Here is a 12062-nt window from a genome sequence, read left to right as displayed (position 1 = left end):
TACTCTTTTTTTCATTTAGAACAATATGTTTCAGTGATTTTGACTTGCGTTAGTCTAGATTCTCCTAATGTTTGTAAGATGACAAAGGCATTGTAACAATTGACCAAAAGAACCACGAGGACAATTACTTGAAAAATAAAGGTCACTTTTTTTGGAGACAAAATCCTGCTAAATTTTGCTCCCCACAAACCTCCAATAACAGCAGCGGGGATAATATAAAACAACATAGATAAATCAAAGCGCATAAAGCCACTTGTTAAAGCAATCGTTACCAATTTAGCCAGTTGAGAAAAGAAAATCGTAGATAGAGAATACAGCGTTGCTTCTTTTATTGGCAAAGCAAACATCAGCATCAGTAATGAAACATTGATGGGTCCACCACCGATACCTAAAAAGCTAGCTAAAAAGCCCAAGATCCCCCCACATATAAGATACCAAATCCATGACGTTAGATGAAATTTTGGCTGATGATGCTTGGTGTAGAAGAACGCAAAAACCAAGGTCAATACCGTCAAGAAAATTTGGATCAGCTGCACATGCTTTTCATTTTCAAACAACCGTAAAAAAACTTCGAATACAATGTTACCGGCTATTCCTCCAACTACAGCTCCACCAGATACCCAACCGACAATCTGCCAATTCAGCGATTTCCCACTTGATACTTGTCGCACTGTCGAAACAATAGACATCGTGAATACCGCAACCGTTGAGTAAAAAGAAATACCTGCAATAGAATGGGCACCGATAAGATCAAGAATCGGTTTGATCAACACGCCTCCGCCCATGCCGGAAATAGCGCCAACTGTATTTGCCAGAACGATCACCACAAAATAAATCAGACCAATCATATCATCTTGTATATCCTTTCTCTTATTTATATCTTTTAGCGATTTTTACTCTTTGCTTATATTATACAGTAAAAGAAACGAACGAGGCTTCGAAAGCTTTTCTACTTTTTAAGGAAATGTAGTACTAAACGAAAAGAGGTTGTGAAAAAGCTGTCCTGCATCAAGTAATAAGAACAGCCAAACAAAAATAGCTCCTCATATTTTTCGTTTGGTTGAACTTATTACCGCAGATGCAAGCTTTTGAACACCGTTTAAGAAAGAGGTCGTGAGCCTGCCGTTCAGCTTTGAGTCACAAGGAACAATTTCAAAAAACAGCTTCTCATGTTTGTTGAATATTGTGACTTGTGACCGAGGAGTTGGCAGGAGAACACCGTTTAAGGAAGAGACTGTGAAGTCAACGTTTTGACCTGATTATTAGAGAAACAAATGGCAAAATAGTTCTTCATATTTCGCCGTTTTTCGAGCGAATGCCGAGGGGCAGCTGATTGAACATCGTTTATTTGGAAAAAGGGATTGTGACAAGACGTTTGTCACAATCCCTTTTTTTATATCTTATTAATTCATTCTTTTGTTCTATTCTTCTTCTTCCGCCATGAATGTATTGAATACTTCTTCAATCATGTCCCATTCTGCGTCTGTTTCGATTTGTTCTAACTCGCCTTCTGTTCCATCTTCGTTTTCGATGTATGCATAAGCTTGTAATTCTACATCTTCATCTTCTGAAACACCAGCAGGATATAAAAGAACATAGTTACGTCCAAATTCTTCTTGTCCGTCAACTGTTAGTAGGATTTCATATAATGTTTCATTTCCTTGGTCATCCACCAATGTGATGTGTTCGTGTCCTTCATGGTCGTGGGAATGGTTATGTTCTGTCATAAGATTACCTCTTTTCTTTTATTATTAAAATAATTGCTTACCTGAGCCGTCTAAATAATTTTGTAAGATCATCACAGCTGCTAATTTATCGATGACTTTTTTTCGTTTGGCTCTTGAAGTATTTGCCTGCTCTACTAGCATACGTTCTGCCTGAACAGTGGTTAATCGTTCATCTTGATAATCAACTGGCAAGGAGAATAGTTCTTTGATCTTTTCTCCGTATGACATGGAAGCCTCTGCCCTTGGTCCGATGGAATTGTTCATATTTTTAGGTAATCCAACTACAAACCGGTCTACTTCATATTGTGCTACTAATTCCTTCAACCGATCAAAGCCAAACTCTTCTTCTGCTTCATTGATCCGAATAATCTCTACTCCTTGAGCTGTCCAGCCAAAGGGGTCACTGATAGCAACACCTACTGTCTTAGAACCGACATCCAAGCCCATTACTCTCATAAATTCACTCCATGATTTGAGAGGTAGTCCTTGACAATTACTTCCATGATCTCATCGCGTTCGTGACGGCGAATCAAATTTCGAGCATCACGATAACGAGGAATGTAGGCCGGGTCTCCAGAAAGCAAGTAGCCGACAATCTGATTGATTGGATTGTAGCCTTTTTCTTCCAAAGCCCGATAAACAATCGCTAATGTTTCGCTTACTTCTTTTTTGCGACTATCGTCAAAACCAAAACGTACGGTTTCATCTGTAAAACCCATGATTCTACACCTCTTTCCCGCAAGGTAATTCCAGCTTACCTTCTACAACCTTATTTTACTCGAAGAAAGGGAAAACTACAAACAAATATTCCAAACTTCCGAATAAATTAAGAAACACTATTTGTATGTTTTTTTCCTTTTTTCTGTAGCTTTATCAAAAGTACTCTTTTCATAAAGTATACGCTATATTTCTTTGAATGTATGTTTTTACACAATTTTTTCATAATATTCATAAAAAATTCGAATAGCTGCTACTAATTTTTTGTTTTTGTTGCTTGTCCTGTCTCATAATTGATCGTGTAGCCATCTTGAACATTGTAGATAAAGACATTGAATTCAATTTTTTTGTCTTCAATGCTTTCTGCTTCCAATTGCACTCCCCTGGCTACCAGTTCATCCCCCTCAAAATGAGGAGTGACACGGTAGCGTACATGATGATTTGTTTCTTTGATATATGCCGCAATATCATTTTCGTGAGCAAGCATGTATGGAGCATTCAACGAACGTGTCCCTGTCATCAAGTTTTTAATGTTGTTATTTTGACCAGTCAGCTGGAAACCAATTAAATGGCTGCGATTATATAACCATTGCCCGTCACTTAATTTCTTTTGTTTCCAACCTGTCGGGTCAATATACAAAGGCTCTCTCTTTTCAGTAGGGAACAAATCTTTTCCAAGCATAGCATTGGCTTGTCCTACTCTGTTCAATTTATCAATATTTGAATAGCTTTCCCATGTCCCTTTGGAAAGGCTAAGATCCTCTTTTGTAAATTCCGGCTGATTCCCATTGATTTCTATTTCTTGATGTTTTCCATCATATTCTGGCACATCCGCTACTTGAGAAGCTTGTGGTGTGGAAACAAAAATAGTTGTAATCTGCTGAAAGATATCTGAATCTTTTTGTGTGGTGGAAACACCGAATGCCCCTGCAATCACAGCAGCGACGATCCCCACGATCGCCTTGGTTGTTTTTTTGCTCATTTCTTTACTCCTTTACTAACAGCTCCCTAAATCTTAACATATGTTCCCCTATAAATAAATACTAGAAAGAAATAGAAACAGCAAAAAATAAAACCTGTTTTAAGATGGCTTAAAAATACAAAAAAGAGACGGATTCCTCGTCTCTAATCAGTCACCACTCTATCTGTAAGGTATTTATTATTATTCAAAAATTTTCTTCATACTCAAGACAATACACTGATTTCACAACCGCTTGGTAAACGGTGCGCAAAAGCTTGCATCTGCGGTAATAAGTCCATCCAAGTTAAAAACATAAGAAGTTGTTTTTGCTTGGCTGTTCTTATTACTTGTTGCAGAGCAGCTTTTTCACAACCTATTTTAAGCGGGTGACGGGAATCGAACCCGCGACATCAGCTTGGGAAGCTGGGATTTTACCACTAAACTACACCCGCAATACAAAAACAGTATACGCCTCTTTTATTCCTTCCTCAAGTTTTTTTATTCTTTACGCTTCTGGTATGTTTTGTAGTAAAATAAAACTAATCAATCAATTATTGGAGAAGATACTATGACGGGAAAAGAATTAGATCTGTTGCTGGACACTTGTTTACTCGCTGGGAAAATCATGATGGAAAGCAATGCGGAGATGTATCGGGTAGAAGATACGATGAGTCGAATTGCTTTAGCTTCTGGAAATTTCCGTTTGGTCAGCTATGTCACTCAAACCGGTCTCTTTATTGGTCTTGATCGTACCTCGACCATCCGAATGGAACAAATTACCAACCGTTCGATTAATTTAGAAAAAGTAGTAAAAGTAAATGATCTTTCACGTAAATATGTTGCTTCAGAGCTAACATTAGAAGAACTTTACTGCGAACTGCAAGCAATCGACCGAGACCGTTCTTTCTTTCCTGTCTGGTTGCAAATCGTTAGCGCGGCAGTGATCAGTGGAACAATTATGGTGTTATTTGGCGGAAAGATGACCGATTTACCTGTGACTTTAGTCATTGGAGGATTGGGATACGCAGCTTATCTATATAGTTTGAAATTTTTTAGAATCAAATTTTTATCGGAATTTTTATCTTCTTTATTGATTGGCATAGCCGCTATCTACAGCGTACGTTTTGGCTTAGGAAGCAATCAGGATCTAATCATTATCGGATGTGTGATGCCTTTAGTTCCTGGAGTTCAAATTACGAACGCTATCCGTGATTTGCTAGCTGGCCATTATGTCTCAGGAGTTTCTCGCGGAACAGAAGCGATGATGACTGCTACGATGATCGGTTTTGCGATTGCTTTTATTTTCCAGCTTTTTTATTAGGAAAGGAACACAAGTATGGGGACGATATTTATTCAGTTTTCTTTTAGTTTTTTAGCGACTGCGGCATTTGCCGTTATTACAAATGTACCTAGGCGTTCATTGATTTGTTGTGGTCTTTCTGGTGCTTTTGGCTGGATGATCTACTGGATCTGTGTTCAAATAGGCGGATCTGCTGCTTTTGGTTCATTGCTTGGTTCTTTAGGAGTAGCATTCATCAGCGATCTTTTCTCTAAACGTTTGAAAATGCCCGTAACGATTTTCAATATTCCCGGGATGGTTCCTCTAGTCCCTGGTGGTTTAGCTTATCAAGCGGTTCGGAATCTCGTTACTGAATCCTATCGAGAAGCGGCTCATTATGCGGTCCAAGCCATTATGATTGCTGGAGCAATCGCTTTAGGTCTTGTATTATCAGAAGTCTTTAACCATAACATCCGTAATTTCAAAGTAAAGCGTGACGCAATCATGATGAAACGAAAAAAACGGCTTTTTAAATAAACGAAGTGTAACAAAGAAAAGGTTGTGAAAGAGACGTTCAGCCTTGAGCGATGACAAAATATCTCACAAACATTGCGACAAGTAACCGCAGGAGCAATAAGAAGTAATTATGAGTATTAAAAAAAGTTTTGTAAAAATAGCTTCTCACATTTTTACATAAAATTGACTTAATACTGAGAAACTGACTTTTGAACACCCTCTATCTGTAAAAAAGGGGCTGCGACATGATTTTTGTCACGGCCCCTCTTCTTTATTCAAATTTTTTCCAAAACGTTCGTTGATAATAAACGACCCATAGAGCGGAAAGTATTAGAACTAAACCGATCACAGGAATATTCACTAACCAAAATGGATAAAACAAAGCCAACATTCCGTATAAGACGATAAGAATAATACTGATGATCAATGAACCCATCATAGTTGCGACTAAACCCAAACTTCCTGAACCTCTGTTAAATAATTGGTTAATATTGGTCCAGTTCAGCAGCAGCAACCGATAATCTCTAGCGAAATAACGTAGTGACAATAAGTAGCAGCCGAATAAAGAACCAAATAGCAAGCTAGGGATAAAAAACAAAGGCAGCTGAAAAGACAGTCCGCTTAATAATGCGATCCCACCAGTTAAAAAACTCTGCAATATCCATCCGAATCTGAACTTTTCTTTTAAATATTGGTTCATAGAGATTGGCAAAGAACGGATAAACAGAAAATTTTCTTGATCCAAAGAAATAAGATTGCTGATAAAAGAAGTCTGATTAACTGTTAAGAAAGCCAATGCGATCCCTACCAGGAAAACAACACCGATTAACTTATTATCTAAATCAGTTAATTTTATTTCGCCTCCTAGGGCAAAAGCAAGAATAAAAATGATTGGAGTTAACAAGGAAGAAGAAAGAACTTGCATAATCAAATTAGGTTCTTTTACTAATTGAGCATTGTAACTAAATAAAAGCTGATGCACATTTTGGTTCTTTTTATGGGTTCTTTTTATTTTGAACTCACTGTTTGAATCAGTCAGTTGCTCTGTAAGCTTTGGTACTATCAGCTGTTTTACAGCAAGGAAAAATCCCAGAGCCGTGATAGCTAGTATTCCCCAACCCAATAAACCTTGTTGAGAAAGTGGCTGACTGGCAGCATCATAGAATGGCAATAATATCGAAATCGGATGCCGATCTGTTAACTCATTTTCAATAGTCCCCGTTTGATGATTCATCCACATGATTCCAGCAAATGCGATCAGCATCGAGCTGCCAAGCAAGATACTAGAAACTGTTTTTCTATGTTTTTTAAACACTGCTGTTCGAGCCAAACCAAAAACAATCAAACTAGCCAGACAAAAAAGAATAATCAAAAATAGAGAAAACAAAAGGATCGAGATAATGATAGTAAGCAAAATCCCTAGATCAGCTCGCCATCCGGTTAAAATAAACATGACTAGAAGCGGAAAAACAAAAGGGATGATGGTCAAAGCAACTACCAAAATCTTTGCTGAAAAAACCTGTCCTTGTCCAAAAGGCAGAGGCAAAAATACTTGCAGGTCATTTCCTTCAAAAAAGATATTATAAATGACTGATATACTTTGAGTTAAACCTAACATACCAAAAAGTGCCACGTAATAAGTAAAGAAACCTGGCAATTTAACAAAGTTCATAGCAAACATAGCAAATCCGTAAATCAGTAAAAAAATCAGCCCTGAAAAAAGATTTTGAGACAAAAGATAGATAGTTAATCGCTTTCCCTTTTTTCCTTTCTCTCTTGCTTTATTCGTGAGCTGTGGATTAACATATAAAAGATTAACTCGAATTAATTCTAATAATTGTCGCTTATACATACGGTCCATCTCCTGTCGCTTGCCTTCCAGCCATTTTCAAATAAATCTTTTCTAGCGTTTCATCAGGTGAGCCATTCAATAATTCACTAACTGCCCCCTGATAAATCAATTCACCTTTCTTCAAAATAGCCAGTTTATCGCATAACTGTTGTGCGGTATCCAATACATGTGTAGAAAAAATGACTGTTTTTCCTTTTGCGGCATGAGCCTTCATCATTTCTTTCAAATCAAATGCTGCTTGAGGATCAAGTCCTTGCAAAGGTTCATCCAATACCCAAATATCTGGATCTGGCAGCAACGTGCCGATCAAAATCGTTTTTTGACGCATTCCATGTGAAAAACTTGCGATTGTTTCATTTTGATGACTATACATATCAAAAAGCGCTGTCAATTCTGCTAAACGCTTTTCTTTTTTTTGTGTGTCTAATTCATAGGCAGCTGAAATCAAGTCCCAATATTCTCCAGCCGTCAATTGTAAAAAAATATCTGGGGAATCAGGCACATAACCGATTTTTTGTTTGATACTCAAGCGATTTTCCGTCAATTTCATTCCATCTACTAAAATCGTTCCCGATGATGGTTCAATAATACTAACTAAACTTTTAATCGTAGTTGATTTTCCGGCACCATTATGTCCTAAAAATCCAAAAATTTCCCCTTGTCTTATCGAGAGAGACAAGTCTTTTAATGCTTGTTTTTTCCCGTAACTTTTACTTACATTGATGAATTCAATCATTTCTGTACTCCTTTTGTTTGTTATTACTTTTTATTGTACCCTTCGTTATTGGTGGAGTAAATGTCAAAAAGAGTGCATAACAAAAAAGGATAGAAACGACTAGGCTGCTACTTGGGTTGTTCTCTTCTACAGGAAAACACTCTTCTAACAGGTAAGATATGAGTCTTTGTTTTCTTTAAAATGATTCATTTTCTATCTTTTCTTGCATAAAATTCTTTAGTTTATCAATACTTCTCTTTCCCATCTCTAGTTGTTCTCCATTTGCAAATGTTACTATTTCGTTTACTCTGCTAATAGATGTAATGTTTTCAGTATTAATGATATAAGCTTTTAAATCTTTACATAAATACTCATATTCGAGTGATTTTTTATATTTTTTAATTGTGCCGTTTACGAGAATCTCTTCATCTTTCAATACTAGGCCTATTTTATTTTTATAACCTGGCATGCTCATTAGATAAAGGATTTCATCGTAATGGATATAGTGATCGCTATTACCATAACGGACAGTTGTCCACCTTTTTTTCGTAGCATATTGAACAGGATAGTTTTCTTTTTCTTTCAATAAGTAACTTTGGATGCTTTTTTTATTTTTTTCATAAGTGAATTCTTTTATCAAATAACCACTAGGCGTAATCTTTCGATTAATAACAGTTATTGCTTTATTCGGATGAGACGTTAGATAAACAATTTTACACTTTTCATTCTTTTCTCTAAGCATTTCGCCTAGTTCGATACCGCTATAATAGGCGTTCAAATCGATGTCTAGGAAAAAAATATCTGAGGAATAGATTTCATTATTTTTAATGAATTCAACAAATTGTATAACGTTCAATCCCTGAACGATCTCAAATTTCCAAGGACTTAATAAAATTCTGGATTCTTCCAAAATTTCTATTAGCATTTTTTCAAAAACCAAACTATCATCCAAAATAAATATACGCGTTACCATAAAAAGTACCTCCACTCGATATTTTACTATCAAAATCATTTCATACAACTTTTCAACATACATGTTAGGAATAAATTGTAATTCTCTTCACAATCTTTTCCAACACCTTTGAAACCGATATCAAATACTTTCAGGATGCTGCTTCTAAAATAAATATCAAACAAATGAATACATCATGCAAAAAAAGCCAGACAACCGACGTCCTTGCGTGTCAGCTGTCTGAGCTACGTTTATTTATTTTGTTCTTTTAAAAAGAACGATACACATACTGATTTTTCGGAGCAGAGACTTTCTCAGCGTTTGTAACAACTACAGATGGGATTTCACGCTTGAATGGTTGATAATAGTCTGATTGGATGGTTCCTTCTATTTTATACCATTCATCATTTTTAACCGTTACTCCTTCCGGCATATGCGTCAACAAACCAAAGACTCCTGAATCTGCCACACAATGGATAATGCCGAATCGGAACAAGAAAATATCTGTATTGCTATCGTTCGGTGTGTGGTAAACAAATCCTTCATAGCTGATTTTTTTGCCAATGAATTCGCTAGGGTAATTATAAATTAGCTCCATAACTTCTAAATAGTTTTCATCTGTGATCTTGATAGTTTGCTTATCCCCATACTTTTCTTTCAACTCATTCATTTGGTCTAAGTAGTCTGATTTGTTGAAATAAATACTGGTATCCGGCTTTAAGTATTGTGTCTGCATCTCCGGATCCCCTACTGATTCTTTACTTACTGGGAAATTAAATCCTTTGGCTTCTACGATCGTAGTGTCGAGACTAACTGTTGGAAACAACGCCCCCACGATTACTGGCAAAGCTAGCAGTACATAAGCGATTCCACGTTGATAAGGTTTTGACAACCCATGGTCATGATCGTGCTCGTGTGCCTTTTCCTCTGCTTTTCCGTTTTTGACCCACAAATACAGCTGAACTAAAGCCAAAAGAGCAGATAAAATCATTGAAAGAATAGCTAAGTAGCGATAATGGACATTGATATATTGATCGAGTTTGCCAGAAACTTGCAAGTACATCATCAATTCGAAATACCCAGATAAAATCAAAAACCGCAGCATATTTTCCCTCCTAAATAAATAATGTGAATCCAATAACGCTAAGGGCAATCAGTCCGATCAGCGATAAAATAAAGCGTCCTGTAAAATATCGTTTCATCATCAGTAGATTTTTGATATCGACCATTGGGCCAAAGACCAAAAAGGCAGCTACAGGTGCTGTGCCGAACAGACTTAACAAAGAAGATCCTATAAACGCATCTGCTTCTGAGCAAAGAGACATCGTAAAGGCCAATAACAGCATGATGATAATGGCTAAAATCTTTGTTGAGCCGAGCGTTAGCATAATTCTAGTTGGTAAATAAGTCTGCATCGCAGCTGCGATTAATCCGCCAATGATCAAATAACGACCTGTATCAAAAAATTCGTCGATTGAATGTGTCAACACATGCCCAGTTTGATGGATCAGCTGATTTTTTGGTTCATTCTTCTCACTTTGTTCTTCTTCATGGACATGATGATGGTGATTTTCTGCTACTTTAGACGTGATTTTTTCTTTCAATACAGCGTCTTTTTGAAAATAGGCAAGCCAGACACCAATCACAAGGGCAACAAAAAAGCTGCCTATCACCCGCCAGCTTGCCATCTGCCAAGAATTGCCAAATGCGATAAAAGTGGAAAAAATCACGATTGGATTGATGATCGGAGCAGTCAGCATAAAAGCAAACGCTGTGTGAACTGGTACGCCTTTTTTAACAAATTGATGAACAATCGGTACGATGCCGCATTCGCATGAAGGAAAGAAAAATCCTAAGATCGAACCAGTAAAAATAGAGAAGATACGATTTTCAGGAAGCCATCTCTTCACACGTTCTGGGGTCAAAAATACTTGTAAGGCGCCTGAGATAAGACAGCCTAATAATACGAAAGGTAATGCTTCAATAACGATCGATAAGAAAATCGTACTCATCTGCAAAACCGAATTTGGAATAAAAGAAAACATGAGTTTCCTCCTTTTTATTTCTAGTTCATTCGCTTTGCAAATATACGCTTTTATTCAAAAAAAAACAAGTTGCTCTGTAAATTTTTACACAACTCTTATTTTTTACCAAAGCACTTCAATTGACTTTTTCTGTTATTCCCATTAAATTAAGGTCTCATACATATCACTTCTATCATAAAAGGGAGAATAAAAATGAAACAAACCACTAACTTGACTGAAGTTCAAGACATACTGCAACAGTCATCCGTTGCCGTCATTTATCTTTCGATGCCTAATTGCAGTGTTTGTCACGCTGTTCGTCCACGACTAGAGGAACTTCTCACACATTATGATATTCCGGCACTTCATTTGGATGCATTTGAAACACCAGAAGTAGCTAGTAAATTTGAAGTGCTGACTGCGCCAGTTGTCCTGATTTTTCATCAAGGAAAAGAAGTCTTTCGGCAAGCACGGTTCATCGACTTTAAAAAAATCCGTTATCTACTAGATGAACTGACAGCAGAAGATGATTCCCTTTCTTATGAAGAAATCTTCCGAACAAAATAATCGTTGTCCAAACAGAAAAAAGCAATTGAACAAGTGAAAGTTTTGCCTTCATTTGTTCAATCGCTTTTTATTTTTATTCTGCTGTATTTTCGGAATGCGCATTTGCGTCAGAATGCAAGAAATAGATCAAGGTTTGCAATTCATTTGTCAAATCAACATTTTGGATCAATACATCTGACGGAGCATTCAATCGAGCAGCGGTAAAGTTCAAGATTCCTTTGATTCCTGCTTCCGTTAACTGATTGACTACTTCTTGTGCTCTTTCAGCGGGTATCGTTAAAATTGCTACTTCGATTTGTTGGATCTTGATTTGTTCTGACATATCTTCCATTGGATAAACGGGGATACCGTCTACGATGCGCCCAACGATTTCCTCATTCACATCAAAAGCACAACTGATACGTATGCTATTACTTTGATGGAATTTGTATTTTAGTAAAGCACTTCCCAAGTTCCCTACACCGATCAGCGCAACATTTGTCAATTGATCGTCGTTTAATGTCTTTGCAAAAAAGTGCATAAGATCTTCTACATCATAACCATACCCACGTTTTCCTAATTCGCCAAAATAAGAAAAATCTCGACGGATCGTTGCACTATCTACTTGAACGGCTTCACTTAATTCAGTTGAAGACACTTTTTTCTTTCCAGCATTATTTAAAATCCTTAAATAGCGATAATACAAAGGCAGTCTTTTAGCTGTCGCCTTTGGAATAATATGATCTTTCACGAAATGACCTCCACGTATTGTC

General features: G+C 36.9%; 14 protein-coding genes and 1 tRNA gene. 3 read left to right on the top strand and 12 right to left on the bottom strand.

Annotation, left to right across the window (positions count from 1 at the left end; all coding sequences use genetic code 11):
* Window positions 1-11: 11 nt before the first annotated feature.
* The 6 genes from IGL70_RS03365 to IGL70_RS03340 all read right to left on the bottom strand — a co-directional run bounded on the left by IGL70_RS03365 (window position 12) and on the right by IGL70_RS03340 (window position 3857).
* Window positions 12-848, bottom strand: coding sequence for a sulfite exporter TauE/SafE family protein (locus IGL70_RS03365; RefSeq protein ID WP_002325086.1), 837 nt, complete (start codon window positions 846-848; stop codon window positions 12-14).
* 573 nt (window positions 849-1421) lie between these two features.
* Window positions 1422-1727, bottom strand: a complete 306-nt coding sequence (locus tag IGL70_RS03360; protein WP_002290887.1) for a DUF1292 domain-containing protein — start codon at window positions 1725-1727, stop codon at window positions 1422-1424.
* A gap of 24 nt (window positions 1728-1751) precedes the next feature.
* Window positions 1752-2183: a Holliday junction resolvase RuvX gene (ruvX, locus tag IGL70_RS03355; protein ID WP_002296503.1), complete on the bottom strand. Its 432-nt coding sequence runs from the start codon at window positions 2181-2183 to the stop codon at window positions 1752-1754.
* On the bottom strand, window positions 2180-2446 hold the full coding sequence (locus tag IGL70_RS03350) for an IreB family regulatory phosphoprotein (RefSeq protein WP_002290885.1): 267 nt from the start codon (window positions 2444-2446) through the stop codon (window positions 2180-2182). The genes ruvX and IGL70_RS03350 overlap by 4 nt, the downstream gene beginning before the upstream one ends.
* Before the next feature lie 254 nt (window positions 2447-2700).
* Window positions 2701-3426 carry a DNA/RNA non-specific endonuclease gene (locus tag IGL70_RS03345; RefSeq protein ID WP_104873700.1) on the bottom strand — a complete coding sequence of 242 codons (726 nt, stop codon included), beginning with the start codon at window positions 3424-3426 and terminating at the stop codon, window positions 2701-2703.
* 360 nt (window positions 3427-3786) lie between these two features.
* Window positions 3787-3857, bottom strand: a tRNA-Gly gene (locus IGL70_RS03340).
* A 116-nt stretch (window positions 3858-3973) separates the two neighbouring features.
* On the opposite strand from IGL70_RS03340, the gene IGL70_RS03335 reads away from it, so the two are divergent.
* Together IGL70_RS03335 and IGL70_RS03330 are read left to right on the top strand one after the other, a co-directional pair.
* Complete coding sequence (locus IGL70_RS03335) at window positions 3974-4726, top strand: threonine/serine exporter family protein (RefSeq protein ID WP_002289867.1); 753 nt, start codon at window positions 3974-3976, stop codon at window positions 4724-4726.
* Window positions 4727-4741: 15 nt separating this feature from the next.
* Window positions 4742-5221, top strand: a complete 480-nt coding sequence (locus IGL70_RS03330; RefSeq protein WP_002289868.1) for a threonine/serine exporter family protein — start codon at window positions 4742-4744, stop codon at window positions 5219-5221.
* 250 nt (window positions 5222-5471) lie between these two features.
* Here the strand turns inward: IGL70_RS03330 and IGL70_RS03325 are convergent, their stop codons facing one another.
* From IGL70_RS03325 to IGL70_RS03305, 5 genes are all read right to left on the bottom strand, one after another.
* Entirely contained in the window at window positions 5472-7052 is a 1581-nt protein-coding gene (locus IGL70_RS03325) for an ABC transporter (RefSeq protein ID WP_104873701.1), read from the bottom strand.
* Window positions 7045-7788 (bottom strand): ABC transporter ATP-binding protein, encoded by a 744-nt coding sequence (locus IGL70_RS03320; protein WP_002287741.1) that lies wholly within the window; start codon window positions 7786-7788, stop codon window positions 7045-7047. The genes IGL70_RS03325 and IGL70_RS03320 overlap by 8 nt, the downstream gene beginning before the upstream one ends.
* Before the next feature lie 175 nt (window positions 7789-7963).
* A complete protein-coding gene (locus IGL70_RS03315; RefSeq protein WP_104873702.1) occupies window positions 7964-8740 on the bottom strand; it encodes a LytR/AlgR family response regulator transcription factor in 777 nt (258 codons plus the stop codon).
* Between the two features lie 247 nt (window positions 8741-8987).
* On the bottom strand, window positions 8988-9824 hold the full coding sequence (locus tag IGL70_RS03310) for a TIGR03943 family putative permease subunit (RefSeq protein WP_010727483.1): 837 nt from the start codon (window positions 9822-9824) through the stop codon (window positions 8988-8990).
* 10 nt (window positions 9825-9834) lie between these two features.
* Window positions 9835-10764 (bottom strand): permease, encoded by a 930-nt coding sequence (locus IGL70_RS03305; protein WP_002287744.1) that lies wholly within the window; start codon window positions 10762-10764, stop codon window positions 9835-9837.
* Window positions 10765-10956: 192 nt separating this feature from the next.
* Between IGL70_RS03305 and IGL70_RS03300 the strand changes: the two genes are divergently transcribed.
* Complete coding sequence (locus tag IGL70_RS03300; RefSeq protein WP_002287745.1) at window positions 10957-11310, top strand: thioredoxin family protein; 354 nt, start codon at window positions 10957-10959, stop codon at window positions 11308-11310.
* A 73-nt stretch (window positions 11311-11383) separates the two neighbouring features.
* Here the strand turns inward: IGL70_RS03300 and IGL70_RS03295 are convergent, their stop codons facing one another.
* Window positions 11384-12040: a redox-sensing transcriptional repressor Rex gene (locus IGL70_RS03295; protein WP_002287746.1), complete on the bottom strand. Its 657-nt coding sequence runs from the start codon at window positions 12038-12040 to the stop codon at window positions 11384-11386.
* Between the last annotated feature and the right edge of the window lie 22 nt (window positions 12041-12062).

It is taken from the genome of Enterococcus sp. DIV0901a (assembly GCF_051711525.1).
Taxonomy (GTDB): Bacteria; Bacillota; Bacilli; order Lactobacillales; family Enterococcaceae; genus Enterococcus_B; species Enterococcus_B faecium.
Note: the sequence above shows the minus strand (reverse complement) of the source record. Positions and strands in the feature narration are given on the sequence as shown.

What these genes read in the sequence shown, in the direction of transcription:
- IGL70_RS03365 (WP_002325086.1), bottom strand. Translation starts at nt 848, where the DNA reads ATGATTGGTCTGATTTATTTTGTGGTGATCGTTCTGGCAAATACAGTT.
- IGL70_RS03360 (WP_002290887.1), bottom strand. Translation starts at nt 1,727, where the DNA reads ATGACAGAACATAACCATTCCCACGACCATGAAGGACACGAACACATC.
- ruvX (WP_002296503.1), bottom strand. Translation starts at nt 2,183, where the DNA reads ATGAGAGTAATGGGCTTGGATGTCGGTTCTAAGACAGTAGGTGTTGCT.
- IGL70_RS03350 (WP_002290885.1), bottom strand. Translation starts at nt 2,446, where the DNA reads ATGGGTTTTACAGATGAAACCGTACGTTTTGGTTTTGACGATAGTCGC.
- IGL70_RS03345 (WP_104873700.1), bottom strand. Translation starts at nt 3,426, where the DNA reads ATGAGCAAAAAAACAACCAAGGCGATCGTGGGGATCGTCGCTGCTGTG.
- IGL70_RS03335 (WP_002289867.1), top strand. Translation starts at nt 3,974, where the DNA reads ATGACGGGAAAAGAATTAGATCTGTTGCTGGACACTTGTTTACTCGCT.
- IGL70_RS03330 (WP_002289868.1), top strand. Translation starts at nt 4,742, where the DNA reads ATGGGGACGATATTTATTCAGTTTTCTTTTAGTTTTTTAGCGACTGCG.
- IGL70_RS03325 (WP_104873701.1), bottom strand. Translation starts at nt 7,052, where the DNA reads ATGTATAAGCGACAATTATTAGAATTAATTCGAGTTAATCTTTTATAT.
- IGL70_RS03320 (WP_002287741.1), bottom strand. Translation starts at nt 7,788, where the DNA reads ATGATTGAATTCATCAATGTAAGTAAAAGTTACGGGAAAAAACAAGCA.
- IGL70_RS03315 (WP_104873702.1), bottom strand. Translation starts at nt 8,740, where the DNA reads ATGGTAACGCGTATATTTATTTTGGATGATAGTTTGGTTTTTGAAAAA.
- IGL70_RS03310 (WP_010727483.1), bottom strand. Translation starts at nt 9,824, where the DNA reads ATGCTGCGGTTTTTGATTTTATCTGGGTATTTCGAATTGATGATGTAC.
- IGL70_RS03305 (WP_002287744.1), bottom strand. Translation starts at nt 10,764, where the DNA reads ATGTTTTCTTTTATTCCAAATTCGGTTTTGCAGATGAGTACGATTTTC.
- IGL70_RS03300 (WP_002287745.1), top strand. Translation starts at nt 10,957, where the DNA reads ATGAAACAAACCACTAACTTGACTGAAGTTCAAGACATACTGCAACAG.